22 protein-coding genes and 1 riboswitch are annotated in these 22,985 nt (G+C 44.3%); of the genes, 16 read left to right on the forward strand and 6 right to left on the reverse strand.

Annotated features, from left to right (window positions below; translation table 11 throughout):
- Positions 1–220 precede the first annotated feature (220 nt).
- Entirely contained in the window at positions 221–1,627 is a 1,407-nt protein-coding gene (gene glnA, locus ACYQ05_RS00325; protein ID WP_459817459.1) for a type I glutamate--ammonia ligase, read from the reverse strand.
- 319 nt (positions 1,628–1,946) lie between these two features.
- On the opposite strand from glnA, the gene phoU reads away from it, so the two are divergent.
- The 12 genes from phoU to ACYQ05_RS00385 all read left to right on the forward strand — a co-directional run bounded on the left by phoU (position 1,947) and on the right by ACYQ05_RS00385 (position 14,650).
- Positions 1,947–2,684 carry a phosphate signaling complex protein PhoU gene (gene phoU / locus ACYQ05_RS00330; RefSeq protein WP_459817460.1) on the forward strand — a complete coding sequence of 246 codons (738 nt, stop codon included), beginning with the start codon at positions 1,947–1,949 and terminating at the stop codon, positions 2,682–2,684.
- Between the two features lie 15 nt (positions 2,685–2,699).
- Positions 2,700–3,434 (forward strand): phosphate regulon transcriptional regulator PhoB, encoded by a 735-nt coding sequence (gene phoB, locus ACYQ05_RS00335; RefSeq protein WP_459817461.1) that lies wholly within the window; start codon positions 2,700–2,702, stop codon positions 3,432–3,434.
- A gap of 20 nt (positions 3,435–3,454) precedes the next feature.
- On the forward strand, positions 3,455–4,789 hold the full coding sequence (gene phoR / locus ACYQ05_RS00340; RefSeq protein WP_459817462.1) for a phosphate regulon sensor histidine kinase PhoR: 1,335 nt from the start codon (positions 3,455–3,457) through the stop codon (positions 4,787–4,789).
- 73 nt (positions 4,790–4,862) lie between these two features.
- A riboswitch (TPP riboswitch) is annotated at positions 4,863–4,964 on the forward strand.
- A gap of 42 nt (positions 4,965–5,006) precedes the next feature.
- Positions 5,007–6,878 (forward strand): phosphomethylpyrimidine synthase ThiC, encoded by a 1,872-nt coding sequence (thiC, locus tag ACYQ05_RS00345; protein WP_459817463.1) that lies wholly within the window; start codon positions 5,007–5,009, stop codon positions 6,876–6,878.
- Positions 6,879–7,034: 156 nt separating this feature from the next.
- Entirely contained in the window at positions 7,035–8,966 is a 1,932-nt protein-coding gene (gene thrS, locus ACYQ05_RS00350; protein ID WP_459817464.1) for a threonine--tRNA ligase, read from the forward strand.
- Positions 8,967–9,002: 36 nt separating this feature from the next.
- Positions 9,003–9,563: a translation initiation factor IF-3 gene (gene infC, locus ACYQ05_RS00355; RefSeq protein WP_459819016.1), complete on the forward strand. Its 561-nt coding sequence runs from the start codon at positions 9,003–9,005 to the stop codon at positions 9,561–9,563.
- 182 nt (positions 9,564–9,745) lie between these two features.
- A complete protein-coding gene (gene rpmI, locus ACYQ05_RS00360; protein ID WP_459817465.1) occupies positions 9,746–9,943 on the forward strand; it encodes a 50S ribosomal protein L35 in 198 nt (65 codons plus the stop codon).
- Between the two features lie 15 nt (positions 9,944–9,958).
- Entirely contained in the window at positions 9,959–10,315 is a 357-nt protein-coding gene (gene rplT, locus ACYQ05_RS00365; RefSeq protein ID WP_459817466.1) for a 50S ribosomal protein L20, read from the forward strand.
- A 291-nt stretch (positions 10,316–10,606) separates the two neighbouring features.
- Complete coding sequence (pheS, locus tag ACYQ05_RS00370) at positions 10,607–11,605, forward strand: phenylalanine--tRNA ligase subunit alpha (RefSeq protein ID WP_459817467.1); 999 nt, start codon at positions 10,607–10,609, stop codon at positions 11,603–11,605.
- A 9-nt stretch (positions 11,606–11,614) separates the two neighbouring features.
- Positions 11,615–13,987: a phenylalanine--tRNA ligase subunit beta gene (pheT, locus tag ACYQ05_RS00375; RefSeq protein WP_459817468.1), complete on the forward strand. Its 2,373-nt coding sequence runs from the start codon at positions 11,615–11,617 to the stop codon at positions 13,985–13,987.
- A gap of 11 nt (positions 13,988–13,998) precedes the next feature.
- The gene (locus ACYQ05_RS00380) at positions 13,999–14,295 is read left to right on the forward strand and encodes an integration host factor subunit alpha (RefSeq protein WP_459817469.1); all 297 of its coding nucleotides are present in this window, start codon (positions 13,999–14,001) and stop codon (positions 14,293–14,295) included.
- Complete coding sequence (locus ACYQ05_RS00385; protein ID WP_459817470.1) at positions 14,276–14,650, forward strand: MerR family transcriptional regulator; 375 nt, start codon at positions 14,276–14,278, stop codon at positions 14,648–14,650. The genes ACYQ05_RS00380 and ACYQ05_RS00385 overlap by 20 nt, the downstream gene beginning before the upstream one ends.
- A 305-nt stretch (positions 14,651–14,955) precedes the next feature.
- Here ACYQ05_RS00385 and soxA read toward each other — a convergent pair whose 3' ends face one another.
- The 5 genes from soxA to ACYQ05_RS00410 all read right to left on the reverse strand — a co-directional run bounded on the left by soxA (position 14,956) and on the right by ACYQ05_RS00410 (position 18,723).
- On the reverse strand, positions 14,956–15,783 hold the full coding sequence (gene soxA / locus ACYQ05_RS00390; protein WP_459817471.1) for a sulfur oxidation c-type cytochrome SoxA: 828 nt from the start codon (positions 15,781–15,783) through the stop codon (positions 14,956–14,958).
- A gap of 81 nt (positions 15,784–15,864) precedes the next feature.
- A complete protein-coding gene (gene soxZ, locus ACYQ05_RS00395; protein ID WP_459817472.1) occupies positions 15,865–16,176 on the reverse strand; it encodes a thiosulfate oxidation carrier complex protein SoxZ in 312 nt (103 codons plus the stop codon).
- A gap of 56 nt (positions 16,177–16,232) precedes the next feature.
- Entirely contained in the window at positions 16,233–16,703 is a 471-nt protein-coding gene (gene soxY / locus ACYQ05_RS00400; protein WP_459817473.1) for a thiosulfate oxidation carrier protein SoxY, read from the reverse strand.
- Between the two features lie 39 nt (positions 16,704–16,742).
- Positions 16,743–17,129 (reverse strand): sulfur oxidation c-type cytochrome SoxX, encoded by a 387-nt coding sequence (gene soxX, locus ACYQ05_RS00405; RefSeq protein WP_459817474.1) that lies wholly within the window; start codon positions 17,127–17,129, stop codon positions 16,743–16,745.
- Positions 17,130–17,361: 232 nt separating this feature from the next.
- Positions 17,362–18,723, reverse strand: coding sequence for a M48 family metalloprotease (locus tag ACYQ05_RS00410; protein ID WP_459817475.1), 1,362 nt, complete (start codon positions 18,721–18,723; stop codon positions 17,362–17,364).
- A gap of 122 nt (positions 18,724–18,845) precedes the next feature.
- Between ACYQ05_RS00410 and ACYQ05_RS00415 the strand changes: the two genes are divergently transcribed.
- From ACYQ05_RS00415 to ACYQ05_RS00430, 4 genes are read left to right on the forward strand one after another with little or no spacing between them, the layout of a single operon-like run.
- Positions 18,846–19,076 (forward strand): sulfurtransferase TusA family protein, encoded by a 231-nt coding sequence (locus ACYQ05_RS00415; protein WP_459817476.1) that lies wholly within the window; start codon positions 18,846–18,848, stop codon positions 19,074–19,076.
- A 34-nt stretch (positions 19,077–19,110) separates the two neighbouring features.
- On the forward strand, positions 19,111–19,986 hold the full coding sequence (gene galU, locus ACYQ05_RS00420) for a UTP--glucose-1-phosphate uridylyltransferase GalU (RefSeq protein ID WP_459817477.1): 876 nt from the start codon (positions 19,111–19,113) through the stop codon (positions 19,984–19,986).
- Between the two features lie 15 nt (positions 19,987–20,001).
- Positions 20,002–21,666: a glucose-6-phosphate isomerase gene (gene pgi, locus ACYQ05_RS00425; protein ID WP_459817478.1), complete on the forward strand. Its 1,665-nt coding sequence runs from the start codon at positions 20,002–20,004 to the stop codon at positions 21,664–21,666.
- On the forward strand, positions 21,663–22,973 hold the full coding sequence (locus ACYQ05_RS00430; protein ID WP_459817479.1) for a UDP-glucose dehydrogenase family protein: 1,311 nt from the start codon (positions 21,663–21,665) through the stop codon (positions 22,971–22,973). The genes pgi and ACYQ05_RS00430 overlap by 4 nt, the downstream gene beginning before the upstream one ends.
- The last annotated feature ends 12 nt before the right edge of the window (positions 22,974–22,985 follow it).

Raw genomic sequence — 22,985 nt, forward strand, 5'->3', positions numbered from 1 at the left:
TCTACGGCTAAAAATGGCTAAAATTTCCCAAATCGTTGTTGGAAAACTTGGCAATAGCTGGCTATTCCCTGCGTTTCCCGCCTAGATATGGATATGGGAAATTTTTTCTCATTTTTAGCTCGCATCCCACTCATACAAAGGTCTCTAAAAGAAAAACCCATAGCAGTAAATGCTATGGGCTTTAGGAAAAGTCAGTCAAGCAAAAGCTTGGCTGAAACGTTTAGGCTGAATAATAAAGTTCAAACTCTAATGGGTGGGTTGTGGCACGGAATTGAGTCACATGATCCATTTTTAAATCGATATAGGCATCAATCATAGCGTCGGTAAAGACCCCGCCTGCTTTTAAGAATTCACGATCTTTGTCCAATTCAGCCAATGCTTCTTCAAGTGAAGCGCAAACTGTGTTGTAGCTGGCTTCCTCTTCTGGCTCTAGATCATAAAGATCTTTTTCTGCAGGTTCGCCTGGGTCAATTTTGTTCATAATGCCATCTAGTCCAGCCATTAGGCAGGCAGAGAAGGCTAAATATGGATTGGCCGTTGGATCAGGGAAACGCAGTTCTACGCGACGCGATTTTTCACTTGGCGCATAAGGAATGCGGATCGAAGCGGAACGGTTGCGACCAGAATAAGCCAATAGTAGAGGGGCTTCAAAGCCGGGAACCAAACGTTTATAAGAGTTGGTACCTGGGTTTGTGAACGCATTTAAAGCGCGTGCATGCTTAATGAGACCGCCAATATACCAAAGGGCTTCTTGTGAAAGTCCAGAATAGACGTCGCCAGCGAAAATGTTTTTGCCATCTTTGGAAAGTGATTGGTTAATGTGCATGCCATTACCATTATCGCCTACAATTGGCTTAGGCATGAAAGTAGCCGTTTTACCAAGGGCATGACAAGTATTGTGCACTGCATATTTAAGGATTTGTACTTCGTCTGCTTTAGCGGTCAAAGTGTTCCCTGCAACTGCGATTTCACATTGTCCACCTGTAGCCACTTCGTGGTGATGTGCTTCAAGTTTAAGCCCCATTGCTTCAGCCATGGCACAAATATCGGCACGTACTTCATGCAGTTGATCGACAGGGGGAACAGGGAAGTAGCCGCCTTTAACACTTGGACGATGTCCCATATTGCCTTCTTCATACTCTTTGGCACTGTTCCAAGAAGATTCAGTGGAATCAATCTTGACGAAAGAGCCTGACATATCGAGTCCCCAACGGACATCATCAAAAATGAAAAACTCAGGCTCTGGACCAAAGAAGGCGGAATCTGCAATGCCTGTAGATTTCAAATAGGCTTCCGCTTTTTTAGCGACGGCACGAGGATCTTTTTCATAACCTTCCATTGTGCTAGGCTCAATAATCATGCAGCGTACGACAAGGGTCGGGTCATTGGTGAAAGGATCAATAAAATAGCCGTCAGTTTGAGGCATTAAAATCATATCGGAATCATTGATCCCTTTCCAACCTGCAACGGATGAACCGTCAAAGGTTTCACCATCAACAAAAGTGTTTTCATCAACTGAGGAAGCAGGCACTGTTACATGTTGCTCTTTACCATGGGTGTCGGTAAAGCGATAATCCACCCATTTAATATCGTTTTCTTTGATCGTATCAAGAATTGCTTGAGGCATTTTGATTCCGTCCTTATTTAAGTTAAAAGAAGATAAAATTTCATTAGTAAATGATAGCGGGATTCGTGCCAGGATGCTAATCTTTTTTTGGTTGCCGTAACAGTTTGTTTTAACTGGATTCTTGGCAGATTTTGATTTTTTTAGAGTTTTTCCTTGCACGGCTAAAGATCTAGTTTGGTGCAAATGTGCACATAGTTGGACATTTATTCTGGGTTAATGGATATCGTTTCAAGGGTTGAATGCAATATAGTTGTCATAAAGATTCTGTATGATTTATCATCACGATTAATTTGATGATAAAAAGTGGAAAGGTGTAAACATGGATCGTAAAGATTTTACCAGTCATATTTCAGGTGCCCTCAACCAGAGTTTAGAAGAGGTTTTTGATCACATTTTAAAAATGGGGGGCATGGTTGAGAAGCAGATTGATTGCGCCATAGAGGCTTTGCAAAAGAGTGATAAAACTTTAGCCAATGAAGTGCTGAATTTAGATAAGGAAGTCAACAAACAAGAAATTGATGTGGATATTCTGTGTGCTAGGATCCTTGCTCGTCAGCAGCCTACGGCTTTGGATTTGCGCTTAGTGTTGTCTGCGATTCGGATGGCAGTAGATTTAGAGCGCATGGGAGATGAAGCGGTCAAGATTGCCAAGTTTGTGTTAAAAATGGTGGAGAGAGACTTAAGCTGTAATCAGTTGCCAGGTTTGTCTCATTTAATAGAGATCTCTTTACGCTCTTCTAAGATGTTACGTGCTGTTTTGGATGGTTTTGCGCGTTTAAATATAGAGGATGCTGCGAAAACCATCCAAGAAGAAGAAGTGTTAGATGAAGTTTATAAAAATGCTTTGCAAGTGCTAGAACAAGATGTGGTGACGGTAGAGGGTGAGCAAAAGGTGTGTGTTTTAGAGCTCATTTTTGCTTTACGCGCTTCAGAACGTATGTCTGATCATGCAAGAAATATCGCAGAGTCGATCATCTATCTTGTCACCGGGCGTGATGTGCGTGATATGAAAGAAGAGGAAATTTTTGCATTTTTGAAAGAATTTGAGGCTAAGTAACGATCGGGAAGGCGTATGAGTGAACAGGTGGCAACCGTTTTAGTGGTGGAAGATGAGATGGCGATTCGTAACCTTCTACGTTTGGCCTTGCAAAGTGCTGGCTTTCAGGTTGTTGAGGTGGCGAATGCTGAGGCTGCTTGGCAAACTTTGCGATCCAGTTCTGATGAGTCGTCAACCATTGATTGCGTGCTGTTAGATTGGATGCTGCCTGGCATGGATGGTTTGGCTTTATTGAAACGCATTCGACAGCATGATAAGTTTCGTCGGTTACCTGTGATGATGTTGACCGCTAAAGGCGCTGAACAAGATCAAGTCGAAGGTTTTGAAGTTGGAGCAGATGATTATGTGGTGAAGCCTTTTTCCCCTAAAGCACTGGTGGCGAGGCTTAAGGCACTCTTACGTCGAACTCAAAAAATGGCTATGCAAGTGCCAATGCAAGAGGGGCTTCAATTTGGTGATTTAAAACTGGATTTTGATAGCCATCGTTTTTGGGTAGGAGATCAAGAGCTGCATTTAGGTCCTACAGAGTTTCGTCTGGTCAGTTTTTTTCTTGAAAACCCCGATAAAGTGTTCAGTCGCCATCAATTGTTAGATCAGGTATGGGGTGAAAGCGTGGTGGTGGAAGAGCGTACCGTGGATGTGCATATTCGTCGTCTCCGTAAACAGCTAGAGCCTTTAAAAGCAGCAGATTATATTCAAACTGTCCGGGGTACAGGTTACCGTCTATCTCAGCCCCAAAAAACCGTGTAACAAAGTGATCTAGAGACGAAATGACTCCCCAAACAAAACACGCGCTTCAATGGTTGTTTAAAGAGCTAAAGTGGGTGTCAGGACTGGGGATTTTGGCATTTTTTCAGGGATTGCTGTTTCAAAATTGGGTGCTCGGTTTAAGCTTTCTTTTAATTGCACTTCTCTTTTACTATATTGCTAATTTTTTCTTTTTTATTCGTTGGTTGTTGCAGGATGTGAGTACGCCGCCGCCCAACCTTTTAGGTGGCTGGTATCCTTTGGCGTTGCATCTTTATCGCCATGCAAAAACTCAACAGCGTAAACTGAAAAAATCGATGGAGCATGCGGATTTGTACCATGCTGCGTTGATGGCGCAGCCGGAAGGTTTGATTGGACTGTCCGAAGATTTTAAGATCCAATGGCTGAACCCCTCTTCAGAAAAGTTGTTGGGGTTGAAGGTTTGGGATAAGGGCAAGCCGATAGAGGCTTTTATTCGCACGCCGGAATTTATCCATTATCTTAAGGAGCGTAGCTTTAATCGCTCCTTGCAAACTTACGCTTCGATTGATTCTCATCGCATTTTGGATATTCAACTGGCGGCTTACCGTCAAGGTCATTACCTATTGGTGGTGCGAGACATTACAGAAATGTATCGTATTGCAGAGGTGCGTAAAGATTTTGTGGCCAATGCTTCGCATGAATTACGCACCCCTTTAACGGTTTTGGCGGGTTATCTTGAGTTAATGGTGGATGCAGTGGAAGTGGATCTTTCCTTGCAAGGTTGGCAGCAACCGATTGATGAGATGCAAGCGCAATCTGAGCGGATGCGGCAAATTATAGAGGATTTGCTGACGCTTTCCGCTTTGGAGACAGAGGGGGTGTCTCAATCCTATGAAACGGTTCATGTACCTGAACTCTTGCATCAGTTAGAAAAAGAAGTGAGGCAGTTAAGTGGTGGGCGCCATCAAATTCAGTTTTTAATTGAATCGCCCACTTGCGGCTTGCGGGCACATGCCCATTTGGTGCGCAGTGTTTTGATTAATCTCCTTTCAAATGCCGTACGTTATACGCCTGAAGGGGGGCGAATTACAGCTGTTTGGCGCTGCAGTGAAGCGGGTGCGGTTTTTAGTGTAAAGGATACTGGAGTGGGGATTCCTCGAGAAGCCATCCCTCGCATTACCGAACGGTTTTATCGAGTGGATACAGCTCGATCTCGAGAGAGTGGTGGAACAGGGTTGGGTCTGTCGATTGTGAAACACATTTTGGAAAAATATGAGGCAGAGCTTAAAGTTGAAAGTATCTATCGTATGGGCTCAACTTTTACCGTGATTTTTCCAGAGCAGCAGAGGGTGCAACTTGATGCTGAAGGTACTTAAGTGATCCCGGCTCAAAGATCGCTTCTTGAATTCCGCCTTTATCACTGTCTAAATTCCGTTATAATCTATAGATTCAACTCTTTTGAGGTGCTGGGTATACAAAAACTCGGCTGAGAGAGAACTCATTGAACCTGATGCCGGTAATGCGGACGCAGGGAAATAAAGAGCTGTGGCCTGTCATCATTATCAGGCTACGCACGGGCGACAAGGAGAAAATATGAGCGCAGTGTTAGAAAATTTGGAAGAGGTGAATGAATCTTACGTGGAGCCTTTTCCAAGTTCACACAAAATTTATGTCAAGGGCTCACGTCCTGATATTCAAGTCCCGATGCGGGAAATTACTTTAAGCGATACCCCTTTAGCAGATGGGTCTTTTGAACCTAATCCACCTTTAACGGTTTACGATACTTCTGGTGTCTATACCGATCCGAACGAAAAAATTGATTTTCATCAAGGCATTAAAAAAGTTCGCAGTGCTTGGATTGAAGAACGCGGTGATACGGAAATTTTATCGGACTTTACTTCAAAATATTTCCATGAGCGCCATGAAAATGAAAAATTAGAAGCGGTGCGTTTTCCGAATATTCCTAAGCCGCGTAAAGCGAAAGCGGGGAAAAACGTGACGCAAATGCACTATGCGCGTCAAGGGATTATTACGCCAGAGATGGAGTATGTTGCCATTCGAGAGAATTGTAAATTACAGGAAGCTCGTGAACTTGGCTTGCTTAAGCAGCATAAAGGGAACCCTTTTGGTGCCAATATTCCTGAAGAGTATACACCTGAATTTGTCCGTCAAGAGATTGCAGCCGGACGTGCGATTATTCCTGCTAATATTAACCACCCTGAAATTGAGCCGATGATTATTGGGCGCAATTTTCGCGTCAAAATTAATGCCAATATTGGGAACTCGGCGACCACTTCGTCCATTGAGGAAGAGGTGGAAAAGATGGTGTGGGCGACTCGCTGGGGCGGGGATACCGTAATGGATCTCTCCACTGGGAAAAATATTCATGAAACCCGTGAGTGGATTATTCGTAACTCTCCCGTGCCAATTGGTACAGTGCCAATTTATCAAGCGCTGGAGAAGGTCAACGGCATTGCAGAAAACCTCACGTGGGAGGTATTTAAAGATACGCTGATTGAGCAGGCAGAGCAAGGTGTAGACTATTTCACCATTCATGCCGGGGTTTTATTGCGTTATATTCCTATGACGGCAGATCGTGTGACCGGTATCGTCTCGCGCGGCGGCTCAATTATCGCGAAATGGTGTCTGCATCACCATAAAGAAAATTTCCTCTATACGCATTTTGAAGAAATCTGCGAAATTATGAAAGCCTATGATGTCTCCTTCTCCTTAGGGGATGGTTTGCGTCCAGGTTCGATTGCAGATGCTAATGATGCGGCTCAATTTGGTGAGTTGGAAACTTTAGGAGAGTTGACCAAGATTGCTTGGGAACATGATGTGCAGGTGATGATCGAAGGGCCTGGCCATGTGCCGATGCAGATGATTAAAGAGAATATGGATAAGGAGCTGCATGATTGTTACGAGGCGCCTTTCTATACATTAGGGCCTTTGGTCACCGATATTGCGCCTGGGTATGACCATATTACTTCTGGTATTGGGGCTGCGCAAATCGGTTGGTATGGTACAGCCATGCTCTGCTATGTGACCCCAAAAGAGCATTTAGGTCTTCCCAATAAAGAGGATGTGAAAGAGGGTATTATTACCTACAAAATTGCAGCCCATGCGGCGGATTTGGCTAAAGGCTTGCCGGGTGCACAGATTCGAGATAATGCATTGTCGAAAGCGCGTTTTGAATTCCGCTGGTATGATCAATTTAATATTGGCTTAGATCCAGATCGAGCGCGAGAATATCACGATGAAACCTTGCCGAGAGAATCTGCTAAGGTCGCGCATTTCTGCTCAATGTGTGGCCCTAAATTCTGCTCAATGAAGATTACGCAGGATGTTCGGGATTATGCCGCTAAGAAGGGCATAAAAGATTTGGATGTCGCCATTGAAGTGGGGATGAGAGAAAAGTCCAAAGACTTTGATGAGAAAGGGGGCGAAATTTATTTGGAGACCTAGTCTCGGAGTCGCCTCTTTTAACCGCGAAACTTGTTTTAAAAGGCCCGCCTTTAGAGCGGGTTTTTTTATTTTTATATTTAAAAAAGTTATGAAAAAAAAATGCTATAATCTATCGTTTACGTAAATTCTTCAATTCAAAATAGATAGAGGGTGACAATGCCAGTTATTACTTTACCAGATGGTTCTCAACGCAGCTATGATGAAGCTGTGTCTGTGATTCAAGTGGCACAAGATATTGGTGAAGGGCTTGCTAAGGCGACGATTGCAGGTCGTGTGAATGGTGAGTTGGTGGATGCGTGCGATTTGATTACCGAAGATGCCACCTTGGAAATTGTCACTCTGAAAGATGAAGATGGCTTATATATCATGCGTCACTCTTGTGCGCATTTATTTGGTCATGCGCTTAAACAGCTCTATCCCAATGCGCAAATGGCGATTGGCCCAGTCATTGAAAATGGCTTTTACTATGACTTTGATTTAGAAGAGAAGATCGGGCCAGAAGAGTTGAAGCAGATCGAAAAGCGCATGCAAGAGTTGGCTAAGACCAAATACCCAGTGATTAAAAAACGATTGCCACGTGAAGAGGTGATCAAGATTTTTGAAGAACGCAATGAGCCCTATAAATTAGAATTGATTGCAGATATGCCGGAAGAAAAAGCCTTCAACCTCTACTTCCATCAAGAGTATGTGGATATGTGTCGAGGCCCTCATGTGCCGCATATGGGTTTTATCAAAGCTTTTAAATTGACACATGTTGCCGGTGCCTATTGGCGAGGTGATTCGAAAAATAAAATGCTGCAACGCGCCTATGGCGTCGCCTTCCGCACCAAGCCAGAATTGAAAGAATATCTAAAAATGATGGAAGAGGCTGAAAAGCGTGACCATCGTAAACTGGGTAAACAGTTGGATCTATTCCATGTGCAAGAGATTGCACCAGGTATGGCTTTTTGGCATCCAAAAGGTACGGTTTTGTTTCGCGTAGTAGAAGACTATATGCGTCAACAGCTGCAAGAGAATGGGTATGATGAAATTCGCACCCCTCTGATTATGGATCGCTCTTTGTGGGAAAAATCAGGGCATTGGGATAAGTTTAAAGACAATATGTTTACCACAGAGACGGATAATCGGGATTATGCGGTCAAACCGATGAACTGTCCTGGCCATATTCAAGTTTATAACCAACATCTACATAGTTATCGAGACTTGCCGATTCGTTTGGCTGAATTTGGTTTGGTTCACCGTAATGAACCCTCAGGTACCTTACATGGTTTGATGCGTGTGCGTTCTTTTACGCAAGATGATGCACATATTTTCTGCACAGAGGCGCAAATTGAACAAGAAGTGCAAGCTTGTATTGATCTGGTCTTTAAAACCTATGCCGACTTTGGGTTTGACAATATTGCGGTGAAGTTTTCAACGCGTCCAGAACAGAGGGTGGGCAGTGATGCCGTTTGGGATCTTGCTGAGAATGCCTTGGAAAAAACATTAAAAAAAGCCGGTTTGGAATATAAATTGCAACCTGGAGAAGGGGCTTTTTATGGTCCTAAAATTGAATTTCAGCTGACAGACTGCATTGGCCGTGTTTGGCAGTGTGGCACCATTCAATTAGATTTTTCCATGACGCAAGCAGAACGTTTAGATGCGGTCTATGTGGGTGCGGATAATGAAAAACATCATCCAGTGATGATTCACCGGGCGATATTAGGTTCATTAGAACGCTTTGTGGGCATTTTGATCGAGCATTATGAAGGTAAATTCCCAACTTGGTTGGCGCCGGTACAGGTAGTGATTGCTTCAATTTCTGAAGTTCACAATGAATATGTCGCCGATTTTGCTAAAAAATTGCAAAAACATGGGTTTAGAGTTGAATCAGACTTGAGAAATGAGAAAGTAGGGTTTAAAATTCGCGAACACACTTTACAACGCGTTCCCTATATTTTGGTCGTAGGTGATCAAGAGATGGCAAATGGAACGGTAAATGTGCGTGCTCGAAGTGGTGAAAACCTTGGCAGCTACACCTTAGAAGAGATGGTTGAGTTGCTGGCAACCGATGTTGCAAACTTAGGCCGCACAGTCGAAGCAGATTAAAGAAATCAATAAGTTAACAAACTGGAGGATATAACCATCGCAGTAAGAAGAGGTCGTGGGAAACCACAACAAACTGAAGCCCCAAAAGATGCTATCAATGAACAAATTAAAGCGAGAGAAGTTCGATTAATCGGACCAGAAGGCGAGCAACTTGGGGTCGTATCCATTCAAGAGGCCCGTGAGCGCGCGGAAGAAGAAGGGTTGGATCTGGTTGAGATTACTGCCAAAGCAAATCCTCCGGTTTGCAAAATCATGGATTATGGTAAATACCTTTACCAGAAACAGAAAAAAGCGCACGAAGCTAAGAAAAAACAGAAGCAAGTGCAGGTTAAAGAAGTTAAGTTTCGCCCAGGAACTGAGGAAGGAGACTATCAGGTCAAGCTACGCAACCTGATGCGTTTTCTTGAGAACGGAGATCGGGTCAAGGTAACCATTTGGTTCCGAGGCCGTGAAATTACCCATAAGGAACTGGGATTGAAAATGCTGGAGCGCATTCGCGATGATATCCAGGATGTGGCGACTGTTGAACAGATGCCCAAAATGGAAGGTCGTCAAATGCAAATGATGGTCGCGCCAGCAAAAAAAGCAGCTAAATAATTTTAGCTGAATACAACAATCGGGGTGGTGGTTGGATTTTATCCTCACCGTTTCTGGTGCAGCTCCCTCAGTGCTGTTCGTTGTTCCGTTTGTTTAAGCAATGATGCTTAAACAGTTAATTAAAACCAGGTGTTAGAAGACATTTGAAGTCTCTAATATCTCAAATGCGGAGTAATTTTAGAATGCCTAAGATTAAAACAAACCGTGGCGCTGCAAAGCGTTTTAAAAAAACTGGCTCTGGCCGTTTTAAATGTAAACACTCTCACCTTCGTCATATTTTGACCAAGAAGTCGACTAAGCGTAAGCGTAAGTTGCGTGCTGCCTGTATGATTCATGATTCAGATGTGGCAATGCTTCGTCGCATGCTACCATATGTGTAAAGGGAGAGTTTAAACATGGCAAGAGTAAAACGTGGCGTCATTGCACGCAAAAGACACAAAAAAGTATTAAAACAAGCTAAAGGTTATTATGGTGCACGCCGTAAGGTGTTCCGTGTTGCTAAGCAAGCGGTCACTAAAGCGGGTCAATATGCATACCGTGACCGTCGTCAACGCAAGCGTCAATTCCGTCGTCTTTGGATTGCGCGTATTAACGCAGCGGCACGTCTAAATGGTTTAACCTATAGCCGTTTTATTAATGGCTTAAATAAAGCAGGTATTGAAGTTGACCGTAAGGTACTTTCAGATATTGCGGTTCATGATGCAGAAGCCTTTAGTGCGATTGCAGAAAAAGCCAAAGCTGCTTTAGCTTAAGAAAACAGTGGGCTAATCGCCTAATCAAAAGGGGACTTAGGTCCCCTTTTTTCTTCCAACAGTGGATAAGAGTATAGAGATAAGTAAAAAGAGACCTTTGCATGAGATGGATCTACGGCTAAAAATGGCTAAAATTTCCCCTATCGTTGTTGGAAAACTTGGCAATAGTTGGCTATTGCCTGCGTTTCCCGCCTAGATATGAAAAATTTTTCCTCATTTTTAGCTCGCATCCCACTCATGCAAAGGTCTCAAAAAATTTATCTCTATACTTTTTAGATAAGGCAGGCAATTATGCAACAAAAACTGCAAGCGATTCTTTCTAGGGCTGAAGAAGCCATTCAATCCGTTGCCAACCATGCAGATTTGGATGCGTTGCGCGTACAATTTTTAGGTAAAAAAGGGGAGTTGACTGCCTTGATGAAATCAATGGGTCAGCTTTCTCCAGAAGAGCGTCCTAAAGTCGGGCAGTGGATTAATGAAGCCAAACAGCAGGTTCAACAGCTTCTCGGCAGTAAAAAACAGCAATTGGATGATGAAAAGCTGGCTAAACAGCTTGCGGAAGAGTCAGTAGACATCACCCTTCCTGGCCGTCGAGTGGATGTTGGTGGGCTGCATCCGGTGACGCGCACATTGAAGCGGATCGAATTGATTTTTTCCAAAGCGGGCTTCGATATTGAGACCGGGCCCGAAATCGAAGATGATTGGCACAATTTTGAAGCCTTGAATATCCCTGAAACGCACCCTGCACGTGCAATGCACGATACTTTTTATTTTGATGCTCAAACTGTTTTGCGGACGCATACTTCAGGGGTGCAGATTCGGACAATGGAAAAACGCAAAGCGCCGTTACGCATTATTGCGCCAGGTCGCGTCTATCGTTGTGATTCAGATCAGACCCATACACCGATGTTTCATCAGGTGGAAGGGCTTGTGATTGAAGAAAATGCGTCTTTTGCTCAGCTTCGAACGTTATTGACCCAGTTTTTGCGCCAATTTTTTGAAGATGAGCACCTTAAAACCCGTTTTCGCCCCTCTTATTTTCCCTTTACCGAGCCTTCTGCAGAAGTCGATATTGCCACCGATCTGTTTGGGGATGGGCGTTGGATTGAGGTTCTAGGTTGTGGCATGGTTCACCCCAATGTATTGAAAAATGTGGGGGTGGACAGTGATAAATACACAGGACTCGCATTTGGGTTGGGCGTTGAACGTTTAGCCATGTTGCGTTATGGCGTCAAAGATTTGCGTCAATTCTTCGAAAATGACTTGAGATTTTTAAAACAGTTTAAGTAGGCCGACAAAATGAAAGTAAGTGAAAATTGGTTAAGAACTTGGGTCAACCCCAGTTGGGACAGTGAAACCCTGGCAGAAGAGTTAAGTCTGGCCGGTCTGGAAGTGGATGAGATTGCACCCGTCGCCCCAGAATTCAGCAAGGTCGTTGTGGGGTTGGTGCTCAGCGTTGAGAAGCATCCGGATGCGGATAAACTGAATATTTGCCAAGTCGATGTGGGAGAAGAGACGCCACTACAGATTGTTTGCGGCGCGAAAAATGTCCGTGCCGGGATGAAGGCGCCGACGGCTTTGGTCGGTGCAGTTTTACCGGGTGGCTTTAAGATTAAAAAGGCCAAATTACGTGGTGTGCCTTCAGCGGGGATGCTTTGTGCAGCCCAAGAGCTGGGACTTTCTCCTGAAACAGAAGGCTTGATGGAGCTTGCTGCTGATGCGCCTGTGGGGATGGATCTTCGCGCCTACTTAGATTTAGATGACTGTATTATTGATGTGGATTTAACGCCTAATCGTGCAGATTGTTTAAGTGTTGAAGGTTTGGCGCGCGATATTGCCGCCTATGGTAATTTTCCATTGCAACAGCCCTTTACAGAAAAATCCGTCAGCAAACAGGGATCCCTAGGTCAAGACATTGTGATCACCGATACGACGGCCTGTCCGAAATATTTAGCGTGTAAAGTTTTAGGTTTTGATCGTGAAGCGAAAACGCCCTTATGGATGCAGAATCGCCTGCAACGTGGGGGGATTTCTCCAAAGCACCTGATTGTCGATATCACCAACTATGTGATGCTGGAGTTGGGGCAGCCGATGCATGCTTTTGATGCAGAGAAGCTGCAAGGCGATCTTCAAGTGCGTTTCGCTCAGGATGGCGAGACGATTGAGACCTTAGAAGAGAAAAGCGTTACCCTCAAATCTGATACCTTAGTGATTGCGGATGACTCTGGTGCCATCGCTTTAGCGGGCATTATGGGCGGTAAATCAACAGCAGTCAGCGAAACCGCACAAACGGTTTTATTCGAATGTGCCCACTTTGCACCGAAGGTGATCAGTGGTAAAGCACGTCAATATGGGATGCATACAGATTCCTCTCATCGTTTTGAGCGTGGCGTTGATCCACAATTGCCAGAGCGGGCTTTAGAACGTGCTTTAGCTTTGTTGACCGAGATTGCAGGTGGCGAAGTCTCTGAGGTGGAAGCGAAAGTCGATGCGGATCAGCTTCCTCAGCCACACCCCATTTTACTGCGTCGAGAACGCATTGAAAAATTGCTAGGCGTGGCATTAGCAGATGAAACCGTCGAAGCCATTTTTCAGCGTCTGAATTTTAAAATTGAAAAAGTGGCAGAGGGTTGGCTGCTTACGGCACCGAGTTATCGCTTTGATATGGCAATTGAGGCCGATTTAGTTGAAGAGGTGGGACGGATTTATGGTTATAACCATTTGCCTGAAATGCCTTTAGAAGCCCCAATTCGTTTGCCAGCACTGCCTGAAACAGAAGTTGAGATGGATTTGGTGCGTCATGCATTGGTGCAACGTGGTTATCATGAGGTCATTACCTATAGTTTTGTGGAAGAGACTCAGCTTAAAGCGCTTTCTCACCAGCCCTATATTAACTTACAAAATCCCATCTCAGAAGAGATGAAGGCGATGCGTAATACGCTGTTTGCTGGGTTATTGAATACCGTTGCTTATAATCAAAAGCGTCAGCAGAATCGTGTGCGTATTTTTGAATCAGGACTGGTCTTTATCGGGGATCAAGTTAAAGAGATGCAACAGATTCCCATGTTAGGCGGCGCAATTGTGGGGCCTGCAGAACCTGAAAGTTGGATGGGCGAGTCTCGTAATGTCGACTTTTATGATCTAAAAGGGGATGTTGAAACCCTGTTAAAAATGGCACATCAAACCGTATGTTTTGAGCCGACTGAACACCCTGCTTTGCACCCTGGACAATCGGCACAATTAGTGAAAGAAGGACAGGTTGTGGGGCATTTAGGTCAGCTGCATCCTAAGTTAGCGAAACAGATGGCAGTCAATGGTAAGGTTTATCTGTTTGAGATTCAGCAAGCTTTGGTTGCGGAAACTGAGCTGCCCAAAGCAGAAACCCTTTCAAAATTCCCTGAAGTGCAGCGGGATTTAGCATTTGTAGTGGATGAGCAACTTCCGGCTCAAGCCTTACTCGATGCTTTAGCCAGTATAGAGGCCGACATAGTTAAATCCATCGAGTTGTTTGACGTCTATCAAGGTGAAGGTTTGCCAGAGGGCAAGAAGAGTCTGGCCATCACGATTAAATTCCAGCATCAGGATCGAACCTTACAGGATGAAGAAGTCGATGCGGTGATTCAACAAATGATTGAAGCGGCAAAAAAAAAGGTTTCAGCTTCTTTAAGATAGGGATAAAATAAATGGCATTAACGAAAGCAGAAATTGCCCAACGCTTAACGGAAACTTTGGGCTTTAATAAACGCGAATCCAAAGAGATTGTTGAACAGTTTTACACGGAAATCAGTGAAGTGCTGGTGCGTGGTGAGTTTGTTAAAATCTCTGGGTTTGGTAATTTTGAATTGCGTGACAAAAACCCCCGTCCTGGACGTAATCCACGAACTGGGGAAGATGTACCGATTGCCGCACGTCGTGTGGTGACCTTTAAACCTGGGCAGAAATTAAGAGCCACAATTGACAATGCCGACATCACAGAATAGTACACAACAACTATTACTGAACCTTCCCGAAAAAAAATATTTTACGATCGGGGAGGTGAGTCAACTGTGCGAGCTTAAACCACACGTCCTGCGTTATTGGGAACAGGTTTTTACTCAACTTGAACCGAGTAAACGGCAAGGGCGACGTTATTATCAACGCAAAGATGTTGAGTTAGTGTTAGAGATTAAAAGTCTGCTCTATGAGCAAGGCTTTACGATCTCAGGTGCGAAAACACAATTGTCTAAAAAAAATAGCGAACAGAATCCTCTTGAGGCAGAAGGTTGTGTGCAGAAGCTTCTGCAGATGCGTCAAGAGCTGAAACAATTCCAATCCTATCTGCTTGAGCGCTATTAAAATGATCGCTTAGGCACTTTAAGCTTTATTCTGAATACCTCTTCTTTGAATTCCACTGAATAACTTTTGCATTCACTCTTTCCGGCTTGTTTTGACACTTCTATGAGCGATTGATTAGGCTTGAACAAAAAAAGAAAAGAGCTGAATTGGGTTGAAGATTGATGTAAGCGAAGGTTTAATGCGTGCATTTGTAGATGAGAGAAGCCGGGCGTATTGAATAAGTGCCTAGCAAGGATAAAGTGTTTAGTCTTTAAAAGAAAAAACCCGGTTAAACCGGGTTTTAAATAGGCCTTACATACCGTAAATTATTCGCGATAGCTTGGTCCGTCAATTTCTAAGCCATTTGAAATGTAAGCTTCATAGAATTCCAAATTACGGTATTCATTACTTTGTGCTTTAAATGGTTTCAAACGCATATTTTTATGACAGCCACCATAGCGACGGTGCAAAGTTCCTAATTCTTGCCACTTGGCACGGAAAACTGGGAAGCCAGTGGTATGCCCTAAGTTAGGTGAAAGGATATTCGCACGTGCACGACGTCCGGCGTTGTAAGTATGGCATTTGGCACAAGAAAGGTTCAGCTGTCCCATTGGCGTGATGTACATCTTACGACCGGCTTCATAAGCCTTTTTCGCCCCTTCGCTATTAATAACGACATGAATTTTTTGACCTCTGGCTTTATCTGCATAGAAAGCACTGAGTTGCGCAATGGGCCCTTTTTTCCATTTAAAAGGTTTTAGGCCAGCATTCGTACGACATTCATTGATCGCACTTTCAAGGGTTTCAACGCGTTGTTTAGCTTCATCATAATAAGGGTATTTAACACGAACCTTAGTGACGTCAGAACCAAAGCATTTGTCATAAACCGCTTTATCTTTTTCATACAGCGCTTCACCAGCATCAATGGCATCCAGATAGGGAGGAAACTCCATCACATCTTTGTATTGTGCCAGTTTATCTTTTGAGTAGTTGTAAGCCCCTAAACGATAATCTTCAAATTTAATGTTAGGGTTTTTTTTCATAAAGAAATTAACCAGTTCTTTACGATCTTGTTCGGGATCGATTGCAGCATAACTATTTGTAGCTGCAGTCGCTGTAACACCTAATAAGGTGATAAGCAGTGCCTTTTTCATTTCCATCCTCCATCCGAGAGCTCTTAGATATTATATTTTTAGAGGGACCCGCTCAATTGAGCGGGCTGGTGTATCAAGAACTTATCTCAATTTATATTTCTTAGTCCCTGTTTCACCAGTGTTGTCATGAACGGTCAGGACGACTTCATCTCCCTTGTTGGCTTTTACTTTTACAGCCATATAAGGGTTTGCAGACACAGCACCAGACCATTGGCCTTCAACAGCTTTTGTGCCATTAACGGTGAGTTCAACTAGGTCGATAAACTTAGCAGGATAGTTTTTACCTGTTTTTTTGTTTTTACGACGACCAGATTCCATAGGGTGCTTAATCAATGCTTTAATATCAGCAACACCGTTACGAACTTTTCCACGCATTCTAATTCTAATTGACATGATAATTCCTTCTTAATTTCTTTGTGTAATGAATCCAAGTTAATGAGCGTTACGGATTAACCGCCACATCCACCGATCGTTACTTTAACTTGTTGTTGTGTTTTAAGAAGCTTGCCGCCTGCTTTAACCACTGCGATCACATTCATGGTTTTACCCATTTTAATACGGGTTGCAATAAAACCTAGTGCTGGACCAGAGAAGTTGTGAACTGCAGCAAGTGCAGTTGGGTTTTTATCGGCTAAGATCGCAATCGATTCAACGCCAGAAATACCTGTTGCATCAACAGTAACAGGCGTTACCGCACCGTTTTCTGCAATAGCAGGCGCTTTAAGTTTAACGTCGCCAGAATCTGTCATATTTGCTGAACCATAAAGGGTTTTAATGGCATCTTCAACAGAAGCTGCATCAAAAGCGGCTTTGTTCCATTCTGCAGCTAAAACGGTGCTAGGCACTAAAAGACCAGCATTCACTGCAATAGCAGCTGCACCAGTGGCTAGGGTACCTTTAAGGAAAGATCTACGTTTCATAAGGTGATTACTCCCGATTGTAGGTTGTTATAAAATTGACTATAAAGTGTAGATATAATCTACAATTTTTTGGATTTGTTCATCAGATAAAATCGCGTGTGTGCCAAAAGGGGGCATCATACTGATGTCTTTTGGAACGCGAGCAACTTTTCCGTAAACAATATCATAAAGCTCTTGTTTGCCTTTAGCGCCAGGGAAACGTGCTTTCATCGCGATCAAAGCGGGTCCAATATTCCCAGGGAGGTTACCCCCTTTCATGGCGTGACAAGCTAGGCAGTTCCCTTTGGAACGGTTAAAAGCAAGTGCTTTGCCTTCTTCAAGTGCTTTGGCGCTTGGTTCTGCCGCCATTGAGGTGACAGGTGCTGCCAAAAGAGCAGTTGAAATGGCCAAAGCCGTGCAAACATGCTTTACTTTAAACTTTAACATTTTTCTCCTCCTAAAGAGTCTTACGACATTCCCTGTTTAGTTCTTATTTGGGATGATGTTGTGATTGGAGCGTTTAATTTGCCCTTGTGTGTAAGCTTACTCACCTTTAGATAAAACGCAAGTTTTTTGAATGAAGGTTGCAATAGAAATATTTATGGAGGCGATTTATTTTTTTATGATTATGGTGTACAAACAACCTATAGGGCCTTGTTACTGATTGAAATTCTTTATTTTATTCTCTAGATGCGTTATGAGTTTCTTTAATGGTATTTATTTCGCGTTGTATTTCAAGTTTCAATTTTGTGTCTTCAGGCGGCATTTTTTTTTGCGCTTGTCGTAATAAGTATTGATAGCGCTTGTGGTCACCAATTGTCTGATAGGCTTTGGCTTGGTAATAGTCCGCATAGCCCATTTGATTTTGCATCGCATAGAGTTGACTTAGGGTTTGATAGAGCAAGTAAGGGTTGTCTGAAGAAGAGTCGGACAAGGCGGATTTTAAAATATGGATCGCTTTGTTCGGCGCATGAGTTTCTGCTAGAAATTGGCTGTAGAGGTGGATTAAAGCACTGTTGTGTGGGTATAGATTATAAAGTAAAGCGTATTGTTTTTGAGCAAGCTGAAGGTGTTCTAACTGAGTGAGGATTTGTGCATAAAGCAATCTTAAATAAAGGTGTTGAGGGTTGTCTTTGATTGATTTTTTTAGACAGTTAAGGTCAGGATGCGTCCTTTTGAGGTCGTTTGTTATGTGCCATTGTACATTTTTTAGATAGCACTGAGCACTGGGTGAAAGTTCAGCGGTGGAAACAGGAGGGGTTGTGCGCGTGAGCGTGTGCAATCGAATTTTTAGGATCTCAAAATCGAGTGATTTGTGTTCAGGGTGGGCGGGAAGTTGGCTGGCGCGGTTTTCTGCTTCAGCCAGTCGATTTTGGGTCACTGGGTGAGTGAGCAAAATTTCAGGCGGTGCAGATTGGTTGAACTGCGCCTCTTGACTGAGCTTAGCAAAGAAATTGGCCATGGCGTGAGGATCATAACCCGCGCGGCTTAAGTAGTGCATGCCAATGTTGTCCGCTTCTTTTTCATGCAACCTCGAGTTTTTAAGTTGTTGTTGTAGGTTCAGACCGGTGCTGCCCAGGTAGGCGGCAAAGCCGGCAGAGGGGTCTTGGGTGCCAATGAGAATGGCCGCTAATAGGCTGGCAAAACTGGTGAGAGCGATTTGGGGTTGCTGATTTAAGTTACGAGCCAAATGTTGCTGGGTGACATGCGCCATTTCATGCGCCATCACTGCGGCGAGTTCATCTTCGGTGTTAGCCTTGAGAATGAGTCCTGTATTGATACCAATAATGCCATTTGGACCGGCAAAGGCATTAATTTCGGGAGACTGGATGAGATAAAAAGTAAAGGTTCGAGGCGGTGAAACTTGCTGGCTCAAGGTCACGCCAATGTGACGTAGAATACTTAAAGACTCAGGGTCGTCCAGTAGTGGGTATTGGTTATGAAGGACAGTTGAGAAGGCTTCCCCTAATTTTTTTTCTGTTTGAGTGTCATAGGAGGCAAGATCAGGCGTGCCTAAGTCTGGCAGGGTGGCAAAGGCCATCTGTGTCAGATTTAAGCAAAAGAACAAAATAAGTGCTAGTGGGCGGTGAAAGAGCAGTTTAAAATACATTGACAGTGATAGCATAGTTGTTATTTTTAAATCATAACCGAAGTGACTGTTTTATGAATGAAGAAATCTTGAATGTGACCAATTTTCCGTGCCCCATGCCGATTATTAAGTTAAAGCAGAAAATGGCACAATGGCAGCAAATAGGTGTGCATGGACGAATTCGCTTGTTAGTGCGGGATCAGGGCGCAATCAAAGATATTCCAGCTTTTTGTCAGCAGCAAGGATTACAGTTGGTCTCTATGGATACCGAGCAGGAACCGATGCAGTTTGTCATTGAAATTTAAAATTTAATATTTAAGTAAAGAGTATAGTGATCTTATGTCTATGAAACCTCTAACCAAAGCCATTTTACCTGTCGCCGGGTTGGGTACGCGTTTTTTACCTGCCACCAAGGCGATTCCCAAAGAGATGTTGACCGTGGTAGATAAGCCTTTAATTCAATATATTGTGCAAGAGGCGGCTGAAGCGGGCATTACCGATATTATTTTGGTGACCCATTCGAGCAAAGGTGCAATCGAAAATCACTTTGATAAGAATTATGAATTGGAGATGGAGCTGAAGCTGCGGGGCAAAGAGGAGCGTCTAAAGCCTTTGCGAGAGATTATTCCCGACGGTGTTAGATTAGTCAGTGTGCGTCAACCGGAAGCCTTAGGCTTGGGGCACGCTATTTTATGTGCCGCCTCAATTATTCAAGAGGATGAGCCCTTTGCTGTTTTACTGCCCGATGTGTTGATGTATCACCCAGTGAGGGGGTGTCTGGCGCAAATGGTGGAAGCTTATCAGCGTTTACATACCAGTGTGGTGGCCTTAGAAGCGGTGGCACCCGAAGAAGTGGAAAAGTATGGGATTGCTGAAGCCTGTGGAGAAGATTTAAGAATTAGACGCCTGGTGGAAAAGCCACCCATGGATGAGGCGCCCTCTAATTTAGCAGTCGTTGGACGCTATATTTTTACCCCACGCTTGATGGAGTTGCTTGAACAGACCCCTCCGGGTGCGGGTGGAGAAATTCAACTGACAGATGCGATGGATCGTTTGCTGGAAGAGGAAGTGATGTTTGGTTTTGAATTTAAAGGTGGTAAGAGTTACGATTGTGGGGATAAGTTGGGTTATCTTGAGGCAAATGTCGAATATGCCTTGCGAGATCCAAAGTTAGGTGAGCCATTTAAACAGTATTTGCAGCAGCTAAATCCTTAGAAGGAAGGGGGCACAATGGGGGTGGACACAAGCCAGGCTTGGCAAGCATTAACTGCACACGCGCAACGGATGCAAAAGGTGCATATGAGTCAGCTTTTCGCCGATTTGCCGACGAGAGCAAAAGATTTTTCCTTGTCGATTGATGAGGAATTTTTTGTCGATTTTTCAAAAAATCGCATTACTCAGGAAACAGTGCAGTTGTTGTTGGATCTTGCAGAGCAACAGCAGATGCGCCAGTGGATTGAACGCTTGCTGACAGGCGAAGAGGTCAATTATACGGAGCATCGTCCTGCGCTCCATACCGCTTTGCGTGCCTTAGGCGAAGATGTGCAAGGTTATGCGGCTAAGGTGCAGCCCGACATTGAACGTCAGCTGCAAAAAATGGCGCAGATTGTGCAAAAACTTCGACAACATCAGTGGCGTGGCTTTTCGGGTAAACCCATTACCGATGTGGTCAATATTGGGGTCGGGGGATCAGACTTAGGGCCATTGATGGTCACGCACACCTTACAAGATGTTCAGTCTCCTATTCAGTTGCATTTTGTCTCTTCGATTGATGGTTCGCAGGTGGCGAATTTATTAAATACTTTAAATCCTGAAACCACTTTATTTATCCTGGCTTCCAAATCGTTTACCACCATTGATACCTTATCCAATGCAGAGACGGCCATGGAGTGGCTAAGAGAGACCGGTGCGCCTGATGAGATTTTGTATCAGCAGCATTGGATTGGTGTCTCCTCGAAAGCAGATAAAATGAGCGAGTGGGGCATTCGTAAAGAAAATCAACTGCTGTTTTGGGATTGGGTGGGTGGACGCTACTCCCTATGGTCGACCATCGGTTTGCCCATAGCGTTGCATATTGGCATGGAGGGGTTTAAATCGTTTTTACGAGGTGGAAAGGCGGTAGATCAGCATTTTGCCACTCAGCCCTTAGCGAAAAATCTGCCCGTCCTATTGGGGTTGATTGATGTCTGGCATAATAATTTTTTGGGGTATCACGCAAAGGCAATTTTGCCCTATGATGCTCGTATGAAATACTTTCCTTCCTACTGTGAGCAGCTGGTGATGGAGAGTAATGGGAAATCGGTCAATCGTCAAGGTGAGCGCGTCAACTATGAGACCTGCCCAGTTTTATGGGGAGAAGTGGGGCCTAATGCACAGCATGCCTTTTATCAACTGTTGCATCAAGGCACACAAAAGGTGATGTGTGATTTTATTGCCCCTATCCATCGGCATGAGCATCTTGAGGCGTTCTGTAAAGATGCGACGGCCGAAGACTCTGATTCTGAACGCGAAGAGAGCTTACAAAAACAGCATGAGTTGGCGTTGGCTAACTGTTTTGCGCAGTCTCGCGTCTTGATGTTGGGGGATGAAGCGATTCCACCGGAGCTGAAACCACAATTTGACTCCCCTTTTAAGCACTATCCGGGGAATCAACCCTCCAATACGATTGTCTTGAGCTGCTTGTCGCCGAAAACACTGGGGATGTTGATCGCATTTTATGAACATAAGACTTTTGTAGAGAGTGTGATCTGGGAGATTAACCCTTTTGATCAATGGGGGGTTGAGCTGGGCAAACAGATCGCTAAAGCGGCCTATACAGCGCTCCATCAACCGGAAAAGCTGGCTGCATTTGATGCCTCAACGGTACAGTTAATTCAGAAGGTTCAACAACAATGAAAATAACGATTTTTGGATGTGAACTCACCGGGTTGGTGACGGCAGGCGCTTTGGCTTCAACGGGGAATGAGGTACTGGCGGTCTCTGTAGGGATCGTGAACCCTGAAAGTTTAAAGCAAGGCATTGTGCCACGAGAAGAGCCGGGATTGCCTGAGTTGATTCAAACTCAGGTTGAATCGGGACGATTAAAGTTTACAGATGATTGGCAAGCGGGTCTCGAACACGGAGAAGTGGTCTTTTTAAGCATGCCGTCTTGGTGGTCGGATAAAACAGAAGAGGTGATTGAGCTGATAGGTCAAACGGTTGATAAGCCTATCTTGATAGTTATCCAAGTGACTTTGCCGGTTGGCACAGCTGATCGATTTGAGCAGCAGTTGCAAGCCGATTTTCGTCGGAGAGGCATTGATTGCCCTGTTAGAGTAGTGGTGATGCCGGAATTTATCAGTGAAGGCTCTGCCATTGCCAATTTTACTCGGCCTGATCGCATTGTCATTGGGGCGCATGATCCTGAGGCGATTGAGACTTTGAAAGATTTGATGCGCCCATTTAATCGAATGACCGATCAAATCAAGGTCATGTCCACGCGTTCGGCAGAATACACTAAGTATGCAGTGAATGCCGTGTTGGCTACGCGCATCAGTTTATTGAATGAGTTGGCCAATAATGCTGAAAAACTCAATGTCGATATTGAAGAGGTGCGTCAAGGGGTCGGTTCGGATCATCGAATTGGGTTCAGCTATCTTTATCCAGGTTGCGGTTTTGGCGGACAGAGCTTTGCGTCAGATGTCCAGGCACTGATGCGTTCACTCAAGGCGTATGGTTCAGAGGCAGACTTATTGGAAACGGCGCTAGAGATGAATGAAGCGCAAAAAGAGGTGATGTTCCGTAAGGCTTGGCGCTTCTTTCAGGCAGATTTAACAGGGAAAAAGATTGCTATTTGGGGACTGGCTTTTAAGCCTAATACCGATACCATTGTGAATGCGCCGAGCTTAAAAACGGTTGAAGCTTTTGTCGCTCAGGGCGCGGAAGTCTATGCGCATGATCCGAAGGCGAACGCTAATTTTGCACAGTGGTGGGGAGATCGTCCGGGCGTTCATTTAGAAGCGGATCTCTACGCGCCTCTAGAAGAAGCGGATGCACTGGTGATTCTTACAGAGTGGAAGCACTTTTGGAATCCAGATTTTGAACGCATGAAAGCTATGATGCGTCAGCCGGTCATCTTTGATGGGCGCAATTTATTTGAACCTAAGCGTATACAGGAAAAAGGGTTCCGTTATTTTGGTGTGGGGCGCGGCGAAAAGATTTAGCCGCGGCTTAAG

The organism is Galenea microaerophila (assembly GCF_054657255.1).